Origin of the sequence: Pseudofulvibacter geojedonensis (assembly GCF_042675745.1) — a bacterium.
GTDB lineage: Bacteria > Bacteroidota > Bacteroidia > Flavobacteriales > Flavobacteriaceae > Pseudofulvibacter > Pseudofulvibacter geojedonensis.
This window is the reverse complement of the sequence record NZ_JBHTJM010000005.1, coordinates 218,673-237,515: the sequence shown is the minus strand read 5'-3', so window position 1 is coordinate 237,515 and position 18,843 is coordinate 218,673. Positions and strand designations below refer to the sequence as shown.

Here is an 18,843-nt window from a genome sequence, read left to right as displayed (position 1 = left end):
ATTAAAATGATAGAGTTACTTAAAATAAGTAACTCTATTTTTATATTTTTGAGATATGTTTATCAGTAATAATCCTTTTCTTTTTTTTGAATCATTATTAGAGCCTAATGGTTATAATAAGTGTAAGAACTTGTCAATATCTAATTTAGAAGAAAGTGTTAAGAGTTACCTAGAATCAGTAGATTATGAAAAGGGAGAAGTTAAGTTTTGGCATTTAGACCACCATCCTGATACAGGTGAACCATTCACAGATATTACTACATTTAACTTTGATGAGGAATTTCCTAATAAAATAGTAAGTGAGAAAGCTAAGATTAAGACTCAAATAGATGAACTAGTAACAGAGATTAATAAAAAAGGGAAGAATCATACCGAGTTTTTAAAATCTCAAATAAACCATACTAACTTCTTATTAGATAAATTAAGTGAACAATATAATTTCAGAAATAGAACTTATCTATAAGCCTAATTTTGGTAAGGAGGATAGAATAAAAATAACAGGTAGTAAGAAAGCTTTTAAAACCTTTTTGAGTAATTGGAATAAAGATACTATTGAACTACAAGAAGAGTTCAAGATAATGCTTCTTAAAAACTCAAATGAGGTATTAGGAATACATACTTTAGCTAAAGGAGGAATGACACTTGTTATGTAGATATTAAGCTCTTATTTGCTGTTGCAATTAAGTCAGGAGCATGTAATATTATATTAGCTCATAATCATCCTAGTGGTAATTTAAAGCCTAGTAATGCTGATGTTGGGCTCTACAAGAAGATTAAGAAGGCTAGTGAATACTTAGGTATTAAGGTGTTAGATAATTTGATAATTACTAGGATTGGGTGTTATAGTTTTGCAGATGATGGATTGATGTAATTATAGTAGATTGATTTTGGGTCAAACATAGGTCAAACATTTAGGGTTAAAATGGGAAACTAAAAGAAAATAAGAGAAAGGAATGTTTTTGAAAACCCTTGTAAAACAAGAGATTTACAAAGAAATGAAAAAATAAGAAAGTATTCTTTACTGACTCATAATCAGAGGGTCTCAGGTTCGAGCCCTGGTGAGACCACTTTTATTTGCAAAGCCTTACAGAAATGTAAGGCTTTTTTGTTTCTAATATCTACTCAAATTTTCTCTAAACCTCCTATTGTTTTTGATACGCTTAGGTATATTTATTGTAAAGTCGCTATCAAGTCTATTTTTTAAGAGTTATATGTTTTGAGGTTGTTTTTAACAGGAGAATGTATAAAAGTCTATTAATGAGTGTTTTAAAAATTAAGTTAACGTTTAATTAACTATTAAGAACATTTTTATTAAATATTTCATAATCTTTTTTTTTACAATAAGTAAAAAAAATACTCAATTTTGTCTCAATAATTTAATTATAGTAAAAAAATAATCTCATGAAGACAAAGTTAAAAATACTATTCTTATTGTTTAGTATTTCTTTTTTTAATAGTTCATTTGCTCAAACGGGTAGAGTAACTGGTGTTATTAGCGACGGTGGTTTGCCTTTACCGGGTGCTACTATTGTTGTTAGCGGAACCTCTAAAGGAGCTACAACAGATTTTGATGGTAAATTTGTGTTAAGTGATATTACCACTGGTTCTATAGACATACAAATTTCTTATATAGGTTATAGCACAAAAACTGAAAGCGTTGAAGTAAAAGAAGATGAAACAACAAATATTGGAATATTGATTTTAGAATCAAACTCTGAAGAATTAAATGAAATTGTGCTTAATGGAGGTTCACAAAGAAATAGTGAAGCTAGAGCTTTAAGTATTCAGAAAAAGTCATTAAGTATTAAGAATGTAATTGCTGCGGATGGAATTGGTAAATTACCAGACCGTAATGCAGCTGAAACCGTACAGCGAATACAAGGTCTTTCTATAGAAAGAGATCAGGGTGAGGGTCGTTTTGTGTCTGTTCGTGGTTTACCTCCTTTTTGGTCTTCTACTACTATTAATGGAAATAGAATACCCACAGCAGAAGAGGAAACGACTTCTCGTGCTACGGCATTTGATTTTTTTCCTTCAGAACTAATAGGCTATGTAGAAGCTTCTAAAGCAATCACCCCTGATATGGATGCAGATGCAATAGGTGGTTCTGTTAATTTTATTACACAAACAGCTCCGTCTAAAAAAATATTAAATGTAAATGTTGGTGGAGGATATAATGATAAATCTGGTAAAGGTGTTTACAATGCTGGAGTAACTTTAGGAAATAAAACTAAAGACGGAAAATTTGGTTATATCTTAAACGCAACTCACTGGAACCGAAACTATGGTACAGATAATTTCGAAGCAAGAAGAAAAGGAGATGAAGGTGTGTTTAGAATGGAGTTAAGAGATTATAATGGAGTTCGTAAAACTACAGGTTTAAATGGGGCTTTAGAATATAATTTTAACGACAATAATAAAGTTACATTTAAATCTGTTTACGGAACTTTAGTAGATGAAGAAGAGCACTATAAGCACCGTGTACGTTTTGATAAATTTGACGATTCAGATAATACTGCAAGAGTTGAGCTACAAAATATTCATAATAAGTTAATTACTGAGTTATTTGGTATGGATTTAGGAGGAAAGCATACTTTTAAAAATAGTGTGCTAGATTGGAACGCTGCAACATATACCAATTCATTTAAATATGGCGATATACCTGATTATAAAAACAATAGTTATTTTGTTGTTAAGTTTAAGCAAGATGGTGTTGGGATAAATCCAGATTACTTAGATGTGAGAGAAGCTGGCGACCATAGGGCTTATTGGAAAGCAGATGGTGGTTTGTTAGATTATGATAATCCAGACGCACTATTTGGATTCTTTAGCGATCCAAGTTTTAAAATGGACGCTACACAAATGAAATTTTCAGATTTAGAATTATATAAAGTTAGTATTACCGAAAGAGATAATATCATTGCTGCGGTGAATTATGAGTATAATATATCTGATGCTTTTAAACTAAAATTTGGAGGCAAGTTTAGAGATAAAGACAGAAGAGCCAAATTTGAGGATTTGTTTTATGAGTGGACAGGTTCAGCATCAACACCATACTTATCTGATTACTCTCAGTATATTCAAGAACAGCCAGGTAGGGCAGATTTTTTAAGTGAATTAGGCGGAGGTATTCAAAATTCATTTGGTCCCGTATTGTCTACAGAAGGAATGCAAGCATTTTGGCAACAAAACCAAGCTAACAATTTAGAATTACAATCGTATTCTGAATCCTTACAGTTTAATTCTGGTTTAGGAAGAAATTTTGATGTAGATGAGCAACACGCAGCAGCTTATGCAATGGGAACCTATAAGTTTTCAGATAAGTTAACAGTATTAGGAGGTGCAAGGTTATCTCATACAACAACAAAAATTACAGGTTATGCTATAGAAAACGGAAGCAGGGTTAATGTAACTAATACAAATTCTTACACAGATATTTTACCAATGTTACATGTTAAGTATTCAATAAGTAACGACTTAAATGTACGTCTAGCAGCCACCAAAACATTTGCAAGACCTAACTTTGGTGATTTAACTCCGGCAGGAACATTTGTTGAGGTAGATAACACGTTTAAAGGGGGGAATCCAAACTTAAACCCTACTTACTCTTGGAACTTTGACTTATTAGGTGAATACTACTTTAAAAATGTAGGTGTAATAAATGCAGGTGTGTTTTATAAGTCTATTACAGATCCTATTTACCAAGATTCTTTTTTTGGTAGCTACAATGGTAATCAAGGAGTTCAGTTTACAGCACCTAATAACGGAAACAATGCTTGGATTGGAGGTATAGAATTAGGAATTAATAAACGTTTTGATTTTTTACCAGGTGTCTTTAAGTACTTTGGAACTCAGTTAAACGCTACTTTAATGGATTCTGAAATGACTATTCCTGTAGATGCAACTACCGAAAGAGTGGTTACTACCCCTTATCAAGCTAAACAATTATACAACGCACAATTATATTTTGAAAAAGGAGGGTTAAATGCACGTATAGCTTTTAATCATAAAGGGAAGTATGCTCTTGAGTTTGGAGATAAAGATGTTAATGACCTTTACTACGGTAAATACAATACAATGGATTTCTCTGCATCTTACAAGTTTGGTAAACACTTTACCATTTTTACAGATGTAAATAACATATTAAACCAGCCTTTAATCTACCACTATGGTCAGACAGAAGATAGACCAGCTCAAGTAGAATATTATGGTTTAAGAGGAAGTTTAGGTGTTAAGTTTAATTTATAAGTTTTTTTAAATCTAGCTCTTAAAATGAGAGCTGGATTTTTCTATCATATTAAATGTTTAAGCAAGAAAAAATATCGTTCATATTAACAGCAGCTTTAGGGGCATTTGGTGCGTACTTTTGCATGTATGCTTACAGAAAGCCTTTTACCGTAGCTACTTTTGATGAGTTGTCTTATTTTGGAGTAGATTATAAAATTCTTTTAATTATAGCACAGATTTTAGGTTATACACTATCAAAGTTTTTAGGAATAAAAATAATTTCTGAAATGAAGGCTAGTAAAAGAATAAAATATTTAATTGGTTTTGTTCTTTTTGCAGAAGTAGCTTTACTAGGTTTTGCTCTTATACCTAAGCCTTATAATATACTCTGTTTATTTTTAAACGGATTGCCTTTAGGTATGATTTGGGGAATAGTTTTCTCGTATATAGAAGGAAGAAAAGTTACAGAAATTTTAGGGGTAATATTGTGTTCTAGTTTTATCGTTTCTTCAGGAGTGGTTAAATCTATAGGGAAATATTTAATCGATGTTTTTAATGTTTCTGAATTTTGGATGCCTTTTGCAACAGGTGCTATTTTTCTATTTCCGTTAGTATTCTTTGCTTTTTTATTAGAGAAATTACCTCAACCAACTGATGAAGATAAATTAATAAAAAGCATAAGAGAACCTTTAGATAGAAAAGCTAGAATATCTTTATTTAAAAGTATGTTAATGCCGTTAACACTTATTATCTTCTTTTATATGGTATTAACGGCTGTTAGAGACTTTAGAGACAATTTTGCTAGAGAGTTATGGGATAGTTTGGGTTTTCAAGATAGTATAGCTATCTATTCTTTTTCTGAATTGCCAATTACAATTTTGGTATTAATAATTTTAGGAATTATTGGTAGTATAAAGAGAAATTATAAAGCTTTTATATTATATCATTTAATTTTAATAATTGGTTCTATTAGCATTTTTGTTGCAACAAGCTTGTTTCAATACCAATTAATTGGCCCAGTTTCCTGGATGATAATTACTGGATTTTCTTTGTATATATGTTATGTTCCATTTAATGGCTTATTTTTTGATAGAATGATAGCTACCTATAAAATAAAAGGTAATGTAGGTTTCCTTATATATATAGCAGATGCTTTTGGCTATTTAGGTAGTATTTTGATCTTATTTTATAAAAACTTTGGTAACGCAAATTTATCATGGCTAGAGTTTTATATCTACTTAATTTATTTACTGGCCATTATTGGTTTTGTAGTATCAATTTTATCATATGGTTTTTTTAAGAAAAAGAAAAAAAAGGAATTATTTCACCTAAGCAATTCTAAACAAATTATAGTTAATTAATATGGGTATTAAAAAATACGACTTAATAATAGTTGGAGGAGGTGTATTGGGTACTTTTCATGCATATCATGCAATTAAAAGTGGCTTAAAAGTGGCTATTGTAGAAAAGAATAGTCAGCCTCAAGGAGCAACAGTTAGAAATTTCGGACAAGTAGTACCATCTGGTATGAATACTAAATGGCAGAATTATGGAAGAGAAAGTTTAGATATTTATAAAAATATTCAATCTCAATTTGATATTTCAATTCGTCAAAACGGTACAATCTATATAGCCTCTAATGAGGAAGAAGTACAGTTAATAGAAGAACTGTATCAAATCAATAAAGCCAATGGATACAAATCAGAGTTGGTAAATAAAGAATTTTGTTTAAATAAATACGCTGGTTTACGTTCTGATTATTGTAAAGCTGGTTTGTTTTTTCCGGAAGAAGTTACAGTAGAACCAAGAGTAATGATTAATAAACTGCATGCTTTTTTAAAGAATGAACATAACTTAGAAATTATAACCAATCAAACTATTATTCATGCAGATGAAACTAATAATGGCGTAAAAGTTATAACAGCTTTAGGGTATGAATTTTTAACTGAAAAGTTAATTATTTGTAATGGCAATGATTTTAAATCACTTTATCCAGAAATATTTAATAATAGTGATTTGGTAGTTTCTAAACTACAAATGTTACAAACTAAATCACAAGGTAATTATAAGTTAGATGGGTCTATTTTAACAGGTTTATCTATTAGAAGATATGAAGCGTTTGAAGAGTGCGCCTCTTGGAAACAAATAAAAGCAAAAGAAGAAGCTTCTAGTTTTGAGAAAAAATATGGTATACATATTTTATTTAAACAAGCTACAGATGGTTCAGTAATATTGGGAGATTCACACGAATATGCTGTTGCTAAAAATATAGATGATCTTGGTTTCGATTTGAATATGGATATAGATAATTTTATGATAAATGAAGCTAAAAAAATTATAGACTTGCCAACTTATGAGATTCAGAACCGTTGGTTTGGAATGTATTCGCAATGTAAAAACTCCGATATTTTTCAGCACAACGTAAGCGATAATATTCATATAGTAACTGGAATTGGAGGAAAAGGAATGACTGGTAGTGCAGGTTTTGCCAAAAACAATATCGCCACCATTATAAATAAAAATACAAACATTATAACAAATGAATAATATAATAGAACTAGCCGTTTTTGATATGGCCGGAACCACGGTAGATGAGCAAAACGTAGTTTATAAAACATTACACAAAGCAATAGAAAATAAAGGTGTAGAATTAACATTAGATACTGTTTTAGAGTTTGGTGCTGGTAAAGAAAAACATCAAGCTATTAAAGATATATTGGTGTTTTTAAAAATTGAATCGTTAGATACAGTAGATATTTTTAATGATTTTAAGCTAATGTTAGATTTGGCATATCAAGAATTAGAAGTTAAGCCCATACAAGGTGCTTTAGAAACTTTAACCACTCTTAAAGAAAGAGGAATTAAAATAGTTCTTAATACCGGTTATAATAAACAAGTAGCTACAAACTTGCTAAAAAAATTAAATTGGCAAGAAGGAAAGATATATGATACTTTAATTACTGCTTCTGATGTAGAAAAAGGTAGACCTCACCCAGAAATGATAGAAAAAGCTATGGGACTTTTTGAGATAAAAGATGCATCTAAAGTATTAAAGGTTGGAGACTCTATGATAGATATAGAAGAAGGTAAAAATGCTAACTGCGGAATAACTATAGGAGTATTATCAGGAGCACAAACTAAAGAACAAATAAGTTCTGCGTACCCAACATATATTCTAGACTCTATTAAAGAAATACCATCTTTATTAAAATTAAATGAATAGTTTTTCAGTATAAAGTTTGTTTTAAGCCTGCCCTAGTTATTAATTAATTAGTGGGAGGTTTTTTTTGATTAGACTAAAAAACATAAATTTATGAATGAGTTTTATTTATATTTAAAAATGGGTTTAGACCATATTCTAGACCTAAATGGTTTAGATCATATACTATTTGTTATAACTCTTTGTGCAATATATAATTTAAAAGAGTATAAAAAAGTCTTAATACTAGTTACTGCTTTTACTATTGGGCATTCGTTAACACTAGCATTATCTGCTTTAGAAGTGTTAAGTATAAATTCTACAGTAGTAGAAATATTAATACCTGTAACCATTTTATTAACGGCTATATACAATATTAACTTTTACAATAAGTCATTAAAAACTACTATTTATATAAATTATTTAATGGCGCTATTTTATGGCCTCATTCACGGTTTAGGGTTTTCTAATTTCTTTAAAGCTATGATGATGGGGCAAGATCAGATAGTTTTTCCTTTGTTTAGTTTCAATTTAGGAATTGAAATTGGTCAGTTATTTATTGTGCTTCTTTTATTAGTGATATTATATATCTACACTAGGTTGTTAAAGAAAGAGCATTATAGTTGGAATTTAGTTTTAAGTGGGGCAGGTGCAGGAATAGCTTTAACAATGATATTAGAACGTATTTTAATAACATTTTAAACCTTCTGTATGAGAAAAATAGTTCTAGGGTTATGTTTTTTGGTATTGTGCAGTTTTTCTGATATAAGATTACACCCTATAAAAATGACTACTTGTTTAATTACATATGAACCAGATAGGAATAACCTTATGGTTGATTTGAATTTTTTTGCAGACGATTTTAAGGCATATTTAGAAGAGTTATCAGAAAAAAAAGTAAATTTTAAAAACTTAGATTTAAAATCAAAGAAAACAATTCTTCAGTACATCAGTACTCATTTTTTAATAGAAATTAATAATGAAAAAAGAGAATTAGTTTTTTCTAGTTCTAATTTTAAAAACAATGTATTTCATATTGAGTTTATAATACCCAATACAGTTTATATAAAAGAAATTACAAGTATAAAAATTACCAATACTTTACTGTTTAAAGCTTTTAAAGACCAAAGTAACTTAGTGAGATTAGATTTAGAAGGAACTAAAGATTATTATAGTTTTAGGTTTGAAGATAAAAACGAAACCTTTACCAAGCTATTTTAAGAAATAGCTTGGTAAATATTAATTAAATATCAACTAAATATTAATAAAATTATATAATTATTAATCTTGCATTTGTTTTATTATTTGTAAAAAACAATAGTATATATTCACAATATATTTACAAATAATAAAAAAATGAAATTTAAAATTATCACAATTATCGGTTTGTTATTTGTGTCTTTTACCCAAGCACAGATAAATCCTTATTTACAAACTCCAACTAGTAATTCTATATGGGTTACTTGGCAAACAGATTCAGGTACAGAATCTGTAGTAGAGTATGGTTTAACCCAGTCTAATTTAAATTTAACGGTTACAGGAACTAATGATGCCATTACCGGCTCTTGGAATTGGCATAAAGTTAGATTAACAGGTCTTACTCCTAATACAGCATATTACTATAGAGTAAAAACGGGCAGTCAGTACTCTTCAATTAAACGTTTTAAAACGCAGCCTATAGAAGGATCTGATACTGGTCGATATCGATTTATAGTATTGGGAGATCATCAAAGAAACGATGATCGATATGGAAGGTTAGTAGATCAAGCTAAAGCTAAAGCAGAATCTAAATATGGTACTCCATTAGAAGACCATGTTAACCTAATTGTGCATACAGGAGATCAGTCACAAGAAGGTGATAGATTATGGCATTGGAAGGATGTACAAATAAACCAAGGGGCACCAATGACAGGTAACATTCCTTCAATAACAGTAGTAGGAAATCACGATGATGGAGGAAGCTTTGGTCCTTTTACTAACGATGGAGGAGGAATAGGTTATTATTCAAGGTTATTTACTTATGCCGATGATTCAAACTTTATGTATGGAGATACTTCTCTAGAGGGGGCTAATGGAGACAATTATTATGCTTTTCAAGTAGCAAATATTGCTTTTGTTTGTTTAAACTCTAATCAATCATGGGGGGCTCAAACCTCATGGGCAAATAATGTAGTTACAGCCATTAAAAATGACAGTTCTATAGAGTGGATGATTGGAGATGCACATCATCCTTTGTATGCAGAACAATTACCAGGTGATGAAAGCGGATATATGAAAAATACAATTTTACCTCTATTTAAAAATACCGATAAATTTGCTATGTATTTATCGGGTCATGCACATTTATATTCTAGAGGTGCTTTAAGAGAAGATCCAGTATATCATGTTATTAATGGGGGAGCTTCTTGGGATCAATACTGGACAGAGTATAATGCAGATGTAGATTACGAAGAAGTGCAGAAAACTATTATTCGTCAACTATACCAAATAGTAGATATTGATTTAGATAATAGAGAAATGTATGTAGAAACTTATTCAATAGGGTCTTCACATGGCGGTTTTAATGAAGATTTGTTAATAGATTCGTATTACTTAAAGTTAGATAAACCAAGGCCAGATAAGCCTTCTATCACAGTACCAGCTAATATTACTTTACCATATGAATTTCAGGGTAGTACTTATTCTGGGACTGAACCTTACAATAGTACAGAGTTTCAATTTACAGACGCTAGTGGAAATTTTACCAATTATGTGCATAGAGTAAAAAGAGACTATGAAAATATATTTTATAGCCCTAGTACTACAAACCCTACTTGGGATATAGTAGATTTAAATGCTGGCGTAGATATTTTTAAATTAAATGTAACAGATAATCAAATATACCAAGGAACTAATTATGTTCGAGTAAGATATAGAGATCAATCAATGCATTGGTCAGACTGGTCAGATCCAGTACAATTTAATGCTACAAATGGTATGGTTTTAAGTGATGATCCTATTCATTATTATCCATTAAATATTGATTGTAAAGATTATGCAGATGTATCTACAGCTAAACCAACGGGTAGCGCTGTTGGATCAGTAATGCATATTACAGATAATTCAAGGGGTAAATATTCAGATTTTGATGCTAATTCATATTATTCAATGGGATTCGGTAGTGATTCAAGCTTTAATTTACCTAGAAAACAAATATCTGTATCTGCTTGGGTTAAATTAGATCAATATAAAAATTGGGGAGGTATTTTAGGGCATTTTCAAGATAATGGTTCTACAGAACATGGTTTTTTATTAGGATACAGAAATGATAAGTTTTCTTTTGCTTTAAGAGGTGCAGGGTCTGGTTCAATGACTTACTTGACAGATACAACACCTTTTAATCTAGGTCAATGGTATCATGTAGCAGCTACATATAACGGTTCAGAAATGAAATTATTTGTAGATGGACAATTAAGGGTTTCTTCTAATGCTCAATCTGGTAACATATCTTATGCAGACGCATATTTTCAAATAGGATCTTATAAAGATGATAACGAAGATTTTAGAATAGACGGAAGTATTGATGAGGTGTATATTTGGGAGAAGGCAAAAACCAATGCAGAAATATTAGACATGGTAACTAATAATTATACTAAACCACGACCTCAATTTACTGTTGGGGGAGCTTGTGAAAGTAAACAGGTAATTGCAGGAAATACGGTAAGTTTTATTGATAATAGTTTGCATAAACCTAATACGTGGAATTGGACTTTTACAGGAGCACAAAGTACATCTTCTACAAATATAGACCCAGTAGTAACATATAATACCCCTGGAACTTACCCTGTAACTTTAGAGGTTACGAATGGTAAAGGAACAGAGGTGGAAACGGTTACAGATTATATCACAGTAGTTAATCAGGAGGAAGAAGTAGTATTACATTATGATTTTGAAAATGGTTTTAGAGATCAGTCTGCAAATGGTTATGATATCGATAATAAAGGTTTACAAATTACCAATACGAATCCAGCTCAAGGATTAAATAATTATGTTTACGTACAAAATTCTTATGGAGATATCAAAGTAGGAAATGTTGGCCAGTGTTTACCACAACAAAACTTTACTATTGCAACTTGGGTTAATATGCATGCAGTTTCTTCATGGGGTAGTTTTTTAGGCTATTTTCAGGATAATGGATCTTTTGAGAGAGGGATTGTTTTAGGAACCAGAGCAAATAGATTTAGTATTGGCTTATCAACAACTGGAGATGCAGATTTAGATTACCACCAGGCTAGTAATACATATAATCTAAATCAATGGTATTGGGTTACAGCAACATATGACGGGACAACGTTAAAATTGTTTGTAGACTGTAATAAAGTAGCAGAAACCACGGTTGAGAGTGGAAGTATAAATTATCCAACAAATGGTTGGTTAACAATAGGAAGATATAAAGACGATAATGAAGATTTTGCGATAGAAGGAAAATTAGATGAAATATTATTAATGAAAGAAGCCTTAACAGAGGCTCAAATTTGCTCGAAGTATACTAAATATGTAAATACACTTAGTATAAATAAATATAGTTTAACAGATAGTATTAATATTTATCCTAACCCTTCATCTGATATATTTAATATTCACCTCCCTAAACAAATTATAATTAAAAAAGTTAAAATTTTTAGTATTTCAGGAAGGCTAATTAATAGTTTAAATGAAATTTCTAATTCAATAGATCTTTCAAATTATAGTAAAGGAATTTACTTGCTACAATTTACTACAAATGATGGAAGTGTTATAAATAAAAAAATAATTAAAAATTAAATTATTGGTAAGCGTAGAGTTTTAATCTACGCTTACTTTTTTATAACAACTCATAAGATTCTTAATGTTGTATGTAAAAAATAGTAGCATTCTTTTAGATCTTATACTAGCAGTATCAGAAAGGATTAAATAATATTTAATCATTAGAGCTAAAAAAGTACAGTACTAACATAGTACAGTTAGAAGAGCTTCTATTTTCAGGTACATGAGGATTTCGACCATTAAAATAAAGAGAATCCCCTTCATTTATAGTAACTTCTTCATCGTTTATTATATATGTACAAGATCCAGATAGTACATATTTAAATTCCCAAGCATCAGTAATTACTTTTTCCCTTTTAGAATTAGGTTCTACGGTTAAAATAACAGCTTCAAAGCCTACAACGTTTAAGCTTTTATTGAAAATATGTTTATACGTAAAACCTTTTGCAGATACTTCTTTTTCCAAAATTTCTTGGTCAGCGTTTTTAATATGAATATATGTAGCACCTGTTTTTTGTTCCACCCCTTCAAAAAAGTAACTTGCATCAATTTCTAAGGCTTGTATCAATTCTAATAATACGGGTAAAGAAGGTATGGTTCTTCCATTTTCAATTCGCGAAATTAAACCATTACTTACATTAGCAGTGTTGGCAATTTCACTTATTGTTTTCTTTTGCTCCTTTCTAATTATTTTAATTCGTTTTCCAATACCAATTAAAAAATCATTCATAAAAACATATTTTTTGTAAATATATTAAGTATTAGTAAAAGAAAAGTAATTAAATTTTATTCGAGAATTTTCTCTTTCATGATTTAGGTGGCGCAATAAATAAGTGTTTGACTATATTTACAGTTGTGAAAATTATAATATGACACAGAAATTTACATTATACTTTTGTTTGCTTTTTACAGTTATATCATTTGCTCAAAAAACTAAAATGACAATAGTTTATAAAGAAGGTAAAACACTAGAAGGTTATGGTAAAATTTTGGGAGAAAACAGAATAAAATTCTGGCATAGTAATAAATCTAAACCAGTTAAATGGAGTTATAAAGATTTAAAGAGTGTAAATTACATAAAAATTCATACTAATAACAAAACACTTATGTATCAATTTGTTAGGATAGATGATACTAGAATAAAATTATTAAAATTAACAGTTAGTGGAGCAATTAATTTATACGAACGCGTAACTAATTCAGCACCAATGTACATGGCTGGAGGTGGAATGAATGGTATGGGGTATTGGTCTGGAGGAGGCACAATTAATAATTATTATGTTAAGCGAAAGGGCGAAGTTAAAGCAACTCATTTAGGATCAAATCAATTATTTACAAAGAACTTTAAAAAAGCTATGAGCGAATATGTTAAAGATTGTAACGAATTAGTTGTAAAAATTCAGAACAAAGAGTATAAAAAGAAGCATTTAGAACAAATTGTTGAGTATTACAATAGCAATTGCAGTAACTAATTAAGATATACTATTAAAAAAATAAAAAGCCTTGCAAATATGCAAGGCCTTTTTGGGGTAAAAAACAATCATTGTTAATTTATCTTCCGCCATTAGCTTGTAAATCCTGTAAGCAGAATGAATCTAACTGCGGAACTTGATTTCCTGAAATAGTATTAGATATTGTATTTCCGTTTTCAAGAGCATAATACATTAAACAAGAGTTCACATTACAATGGGCTCCGTGTGCGGCATCTTGATGATTTTCTACCATGTTTGTCCCAACGTTTACTAGGCCTAATAAATGACATAGCTCATGCAAAATAACCGATGTTTCTAAGGTAACCCTATTGGTTTCTAAAGGAGAATTAGAAAGACCTTGTATTGTTTCTTGATAAATAACAAAGCTAGTATTTCTGTATGCTGTACCTAAAACAACATTATTGCCATTATTACTCGATGATGAGCCATTAACAAATAAAGCAGATATAGTTATTTTGTTATCCTGAGTAAATAATGTTCTGTTACTATCTTCTAAATTTTTAATATTATCTATTGTATATGAGTTAATATTTGTGTCTTCAATTAACCTAGGAGTAATAGTTACTGTTGTTTTAAATGTTCTCTCCTCAATAAACTCTATTACATTATTAATAGAATTTTGTTCTGGTCTAAAACCATTAATATACATTAAATCGATTTCTATTTCTTGAAAATTATTACCAGATAAAATATCGTTAGCAGAATAACCAACAGATTGTTTATAAGGATAAGTGTTATTTGCACCTCCTTGAGAATCATTGTTATTTGTAGATTCATCTTTAGAACAAGAAATAACTAAAATTAAAGCTATTAAATAGAGAATTTTATTTTTCATTATATAGAATTTAGTGTTAAATAAATTTCATTATTCCATTTTAAATTAACTTGATTGCTTGTAAAAGCTGTAACAGTCCACTCTCTATTTAGTAAATTTAGAATTGCATTGTTGGTTAAGTTGATATTTAATGAAGTAACATTATTTAAATAATTAGATTGCCAATTTCCGTTTACAACTTCAAAAGGGGGTAAAGTGTTGGTAGCTGTCATTGTAAAATCATTAACAAAGTTAAATTGATAACTAGAATAACCAGCTGTTATATCGGCTCCGTTTTGAGTAATATTAGATATTTGCCAAGTTGCGTTGGTTAGTATTGCATTTAAATTTAGGTTAGGATCCTGACTTTGCAGGTCAGATATGCAACCCAAAATACTAGCTTCGAGCTCATTATCAGAAGTAATAAACGTATTTGTAGAATTACCTAATACAGATACTTCTATTGGGTATTGTGCAGCATATACTTCGTCTATTGAAAGGTTTTTAATAAAATTAAATAAATCGAAATCTGAAGCTATATTTTTAATGGTTGATTGATTTAAATTACTGTTAAATACAGAAAAACCAATGTTATAAATAAAATCAATACAAGTAATAGGGTTTTCATTATCTATAATAAGTTGATTACAAAAACCTATTAAGTTGTTTAACTCTTGTTGGTTAGCTATCGTTTGTGTAGTGTAATCATGGTTCATTACCTGAATAGGAAAGTCGAACACAATAATATCTTCATCTGTATCAGATTGATTAAAAATAGCATCTACTAATGCGTAGTCTGAGGTATTAGAAATAACAAGCGGATTTCCGTTAGCCGTTAATGAAACCGGTAAAATAACCGAACTGCATGAGTTTTGATCTATGTTATCGTCAAAAGAACCGTCGTGCATACTTACTCTTCTATAGAAGTTAGTGGTTTCAGAATTAAGGTTATTAGTATTCTCTACACCGTTAGGGTCTGTACCCTCAGTAATATCTATTTCTTCTTGACAAGAGTTTAATACAAGTCCAGAAAATATAAATAGCATAATGTAAAGAGTTTTATCTATAAACCGAATGCTACAAGCCTTAGTTATTTTACCTATTATTTTCATTTTATTATTGACTTATTTTAATGTGAAGAATTCTCTTGATATAAGCGAATCTTCATCAAAAATATTCAAAATATATTGTCCTTTTTGCAGTTTCCCTTCCTCTTTTTGTATTTCTGTTTCAAAGCAAAAATCTTCTAAAGCATTAAAGTTAGACAAATTAACTTTTTTTGTATAAAGAATTTTCTTTCCATTTTTATCAAATCCATCTTTAGCGTTTAAAACTTCAAAATTGGGAGTTAAAATTTGAAAAAACACTTGATTTTTAGAATTTAAACTTAAAGCATCCATACTAATACAGGTGTTTATAAAGTTAACTTTTCTAGCTTTATTTGATGCAACTAACTTATCGTTGTTTTTTTTGTTAAAAGATTCAATTTTAACACTAAGAATGTAAAGTCTTTTAGCCAATTTTGCTTTGTTTTTCACTCTAGCGTTCTCATCTTTTAAATCAGAAATGTTTTTTTTAAGCTCTGTATTCTCTTTTTTTAAATCTAAACCAGCATAGTAAACTTTGGCGTAATGAAAATCTAACTTCTTTTTTTCAGTAATTAAGCAATCTAACTCTTTTATAAGCTTGTTTACTTTAGTTTTAGTAATTTCTAACTGTTCGGTTGTTAACTTATTCTTTTTGATTTTTGAAATGTATACATCTATTTCATTATTTTTTTTGTCAATTTCTTTATCAAGTACTTCTTTGTTTTTAGATAGCTTGTTTTTTTCTCTTAAGAGCTCATTATAATTATTATTTAGCTTTTCGTATTTATTGGTTATGTTTTTATTTTCTTTATTAAGATGGGTAAAAGACACCAAACCAAAAGCTGTTATTGCTATTACTGCAATTGCTAAGCCTGTTATTTTTAATTTATTATTTTTCATGTTGTTTGATTTTATTCTTTTTAAAAATGAAGGGCAACACCTATTTGTAAAACATTATTGAAGTAATTAGAATCATTTATAACTTCTCCTAATCCATAATGGTATCTAGCATTTATTCCAAAACCTCCTTTGGTAACAAATCCAATTCCACCATTAAGCCCCCATGTAAATGAATTTGGTTCAAATTCTCTAGACGAATTTATTAGTGATGAATCGAATTCTTCTTTATGAGAAATTGCATACCCTATTTGAGGACCTAATTCTAAATAAAATCCTTCAACTGGGTAAACCTTTATCATTATTGGCAAATTGATGTAATTTAATTTTTGTGTGTATGTATAACTACTCGTTTCTACTTCGTAACCTTGCTGAGAATACATTAATTCTGGTTGAATAGAAATAGATTTCCCTACAAAAGATTCACCAAAAAAACCAATATAAAATCCGCTTTTATGGTTTGCCTCAGAACCACTATCGGTCCTAACAGACGATGAGTTATAACCTGCTTTTAACCCTACACTAGATCTATCATTGTCTGCATTCTCTTGACTAAAACCTAATTGAATTGATAATAAAATACCTAAACTTAAAATTGCTTTACTAATTTTCATTTTTTCCTTCTTTTAAAAAGGACACTGGCTTGATTAATATATTGTAAACCAGTGCCCAAAATTAACTAACCAACTAAAAAAACTTAATCTTAAAAAGTTCCTGTTACAGCACCACTAACGATTATAGAGCTGTTTGACGTTACTTGTACATTGTTAAAACTTATTTCTGAATTAGACTCAACCTCTAATCTTCCACTAAACTCAAATTCACCGTTATTATCAGAATAAGATGCAAAATGCAATTCATATTCTCCTTCTGGTAAAAAGTTTAATTCATATTGAGCAGTAGTATTGCTAACCACCGAACTAGTTACTGCATTTGAGAACATAACATTGCTAGAACCTTGGCCTTGAGTTTCAACTTCTGCATTAAATGTACCTGCCTTATATGCATAAGCAATAATCATATCAGAAGTGTTTTGTGCATCTGTCATTATACCCGAAACTTTTCCTGTTAATCCCTCGTTTACTACTCGTACACTGTTTTGTAATTCGGTTGTGGTAACCAACTCAAAATCTCCACCGCTCGATACAATAGCCTTTCTAATATCGAAGTCTAATATGATATTATTGTTAGCAAATGGAATAACATTAAAAGTATCGTTTATAGAAATATTTGATACGGTACTGTTTAGAGCATCTTTAGCTCCGTTTGTTAACTCTACATAACAACCTGGTGCATTTCCAGAAGCATCGAACTGATAATCTAACACTAATTCAATATTAGAGTGCGTACCTGTTTGTAGTTTTAAATCACCTAATAACTTTTTTACTCCGTTTTGATATTGCATCAAATCAATTGTTGTTCTGGTAAAGTTTTCTACAGATACGTTGTTCACTCTTAAGTCTGCAATGGTTACTACAACTGCACTTACATTTGAATTATCTGTAGGGGCATCAGTAATATAAAATTTTGCTTCAGCAGTTTCACTACTTGAATTATCATCATTTGAACAAGAGGTTATTAATAAACCAAATAACACTATCGCTTTTAATATTAAATTCTTTTTAAACATTTTCATAATTTGTATTTTAAAAGTTAAATTCATCAAGTAGACACCTAAAAAAAAAATCACCCTACCTAAAAAAAGAATATTTTTATAAAGTATTGTTTTTGAGTGTTTTAATGTTTGAAAAAAATGATTTTTATATTTAAAAAATGAAAATATGATGATTTTAATGTCAAAACATTAAATTTGATCTTATGTCTGAACCCAATATTAATAACCTTTGTGATGAACGTGAATTCGACTCCTTTTATAAAAAGGAGGTAAATCAGGTTTTTAGGTTTATTGTTGCCAAAAACAACAATAGAGACGAAGCCTTAGATGTTGTACAGGAAGCTTTTATTAAAATATGGAATAACTGCGATAAGTTTGACGTAAGTAAGGCTAAGTCGTATTTATTATCTACAGCAAGAAACATTTTTTTCAATATTAAAAAGCATGAAAAAGTAGTTAGAAAACATGCTAAACAAAGTAATAATCTATACATAGATAACGATTCTCCAGAAGTTACTTTGCGTCAAAAGGAATTTAAGATAAGGCTTGAAAAAGCAATTAGTGAATTAACAGATGCTCAACGCGAAGTATTTTTACTTAATAGGATTGAAGGTAAGAAGTATAGAGAAATTGCAGAACTATTAGACATTTCTGTAAAAGCAGTAGAAAAAAGAATGAGCAAGGCTTTAAGTGTGTTAAGAGATAAAATTGAAGAAATAAAATAA

Annotated in this window: 18 protein-coding genes; 12 read left to right on the top strand and 6 right to left on the bottom strand. The window is 29.6% G+C overall.

Going from position 1 to position 18,843, the window contains the following annotated elements; genetic code table 11:
• Positions 1 to 55: 55 nt before the first annotated feature.
• The 10 genes from ACFQ1O_RS04865 (at position 56) to ACFQ1O_RS04820 (ending at position 12,229) form a co-directional block, all read left to right on the top strand.
• Positions 56 to 463 (top strand): hypothetical protein, encoded by a 408-nt coding sequence (locus tag ACFQ1O_RS04865; RefSeq protein ID WP_377713921.1) that lies wholly within the window; start codon positions 56 to 58, stop codon positions 461 to 463.
• On the top strand, positions 426 to 653 hold the full coding sequence (locus ACFQ1O_RS04860; RefSeq protein WP_377713919.1) for a hypothetical protein: 228 nt from the start codon (positions 426 to 428) through the stop codon (positions 651 to 653). The genes ACFQ1O_RS04865 and ACFQ1O_RS04860 overlap by 38 nt, the downstream gene beginning before the upstream one ends.
• A gap of 2 nt (positions 654 to 655) precedes the next feature.
• On the top strand, positions 656 to 871 hold the full coding sequence (locus ACFQ1O_RS04855; protein WP_377713953.1) for a JAB domain-containing protein: 216 nt from the start codon (positions 656 to 658) through the stop codon (positions 869 to 871).
• A 530-nt stretch (positions 872 to 1,401) separates the two neighbouring features.
• Positions 1,402 to 4,248, top strand: a complete 2,847-nt coding sequence (locus ACFQ1O_RS04850) for a TonB-dependent receptor (RefSeq protein WP_377713917.1) — start codon at positions 1,402 to 1,404, stop codon at positions 4,246 to 4,248.
• Positions 4,249 to 4,301: 53 nt separating this feature from the next.
• On the top strand, positions 4,302 to 5,588 hold the full coding sequence (locus ACFQ1O_RS04845) for a DUF5690 family protein (RefSeq protein WP_377713915.1): 1,287 nt from the start codon (positions 4,302 to 4,304) through the stop codon (positions 5,586 to 5,588).
• A 1-nt stretch (position 5,589) separates the two neighbouring features.
• Entirely contained in the window at positions 5,590 to 6,774 is a 1,185-nt protein-coding gene (locus tag ACFQ1O_RS04840; protein WP_377713913.1) for a TIGR03364 family FAD-dependent oxidoreductase, read from the top strand.
• Positions 6,767 to 7,450: a phosphonatase-like hydrolase gene (locus ACFQ1O_RS04835; protein WP_377713911.1), complete on the top strand. Its 684-nt coding sequence runs from the start codon at positions 6,767 to 6,769 to the stop codon at positions 7,448 to 7,450. The genes ACFQ1O_RS04840 and ACFQ1O_RS04835 overlap by 8 nt, the downstream gene beginning before the upstream one ends.
• Positions 7,451 to 7,540: 90 nt before the next feature.
• Entirely contained in the window at positions 7,541 to 8,128 is a 588-nt protein-coding gene (locus tag ACFQ1O_RS04830) for a HupE/UreJ family protein (protein ID WP_377713909.1), read from the top strand.
• A 9-nt stretch (positions 8,129 to 8,137) separates the two neighbouring features.
• Positions 8,138 to 8,647, top strand: coding sequence for a DUF6702 family protein (locus ACFQ1O_RS04825; RefSeq protein ID WP_377713907.1), 510 nt, complete (start codon positions 8,138 to 8,140; stop codon positions 8,645 to 8,647).
• 135 nt (positions 8,648 to 8,782) lie between these two features.
• Positions 8,783 to 12,229: a LamG-like jellyroll fold domain-containing protein gene (locus ACFQ1O_RS04820; protein ID WP_377713905.1), complete on the top strand. Its 3,447-nt coding sequence runs from the start codon at positions 8,783 to 8,785 to the stop codon at positions 12,227 to 12,229.
• A 136-nt stretch (positions 12,230 to 12,365) separates the two neighbouring features.
• On the opposite strand, the gene ACFQ1O_RS04815 is transcribed toward ACFQ1O_RS04820, so the two are convergent.
• Positions 12,366 to 12,941: a helix-turn-helix domain-containing protein gene (locus tag ACFQ1O_RS04815; protein WP_377713902.1), complete on the bottom strand. Its 576-nt coding sequence runs from the start codon at positions 12,939 to 12,941 to the stop codon at positions 12,366 to 12,368.
• Positions 12,942 to 13,080: 139 nt separating this feature from the next.
• Here ACFQ1O_RS04815 and ACFQ1O_RS04810 point away from each other — a divergent pair, with 139 nt between their 5' ends.
• Positions 13,081 to 13,683 (top strand): hypothetical protein, encoded by a 603-nt coding sequence (locus ACFQ1O_RS04810; RefSeq protein ID WP_377713900.1) that lies wholly within the window; start codon positions 13,081 to 13,083, stop codon positions 13,681 to 13,683.
• 79 nt (positions 13,684 to 13,762) lie between these two features.
• Here the strand turns inward: ACFQ1O_RS04810 and ACFQ1O_RS04805 are convergent, their stop codons facing one another.
• The 5 genes from ACFQ1O_RS04805 to ACFQ1O_RS04785 form a co-directional block, all read right to left on the bottom strand.
• The gene (locus tag ACFQ1O_RS04805) at positions 13,763 to 14,539 is read right to left on the bottom strand and encodes a membrane metalloprotease (RefSeq protein ID WP_377713898.1); all 777 of its coding nucleotides are present in this window, start codon (positions 14,537 to 14,539) and stop codon (positions 13,763 to 13,765) included.
• The gene (locus tag ACFQ1O_RS04800; protein WP_377713896.1) at positions 14,539 to 15,630 is read right to left on the bottom strand and encodes a hypothetical protein; all 1,092 of its coding nucleotides are present in this window, start codon (positions 15,628 to 15,630) and stop codon (positions 14,539 to 14,541) included. Before ACFQ1O_RS04800 ends, ACFQ1O_RS04805 begins: the two co-directional genes overlap by 1 nt.
• Before the next feature lie 12 nt (positions 15,631 to 15,642).
• Entirely contained in the window at positions 15,643 to 16,506 is an 864-nt protein-coding gene (locus ACFQ1O_RS04795; RefSeq protein ID WP_377713893.1) for a hypothetical protein, read from the bottom strand.
• 20 nt (positions 16,507 to 16,526) lie between these two features.
• Entirely contained in the window at positions 16,527 to 17,117 is a 591-nt protein-coding gene (locus tag ACFQ1O_RS04790) for a porin family protein (RefSeq protein ID WP_377713891.1), read from the bottom strand.
• Between the two features lie 89 nt (positions 17,118 to 17,206).
• Entirely contained in the window at positions 17,207 to 18,166 is a 960-nt protein-coding gene (locus tag ACFQ1O_RS04785; protein ID WP_377713889.1) for a DUF4382 domain-containing protein, read from the bottom strand.
• Positions 18,167 to 18,321: 155 nt separating this feature from the next.
• Between ACFQ1O_RS04785 and ACFQ1O_RS04780 the strand changes: the two genes are divergently transcribed.
• A complete protein-coding gene (locus tag ACFQ1O_RS04780) occupies positions 18,322 to 18,843 on the top strand; it encodes an RNA polymerase sigma factor (RefSeq protein WP_377713887.1) in 522 nt (173 codons plus the stop codon).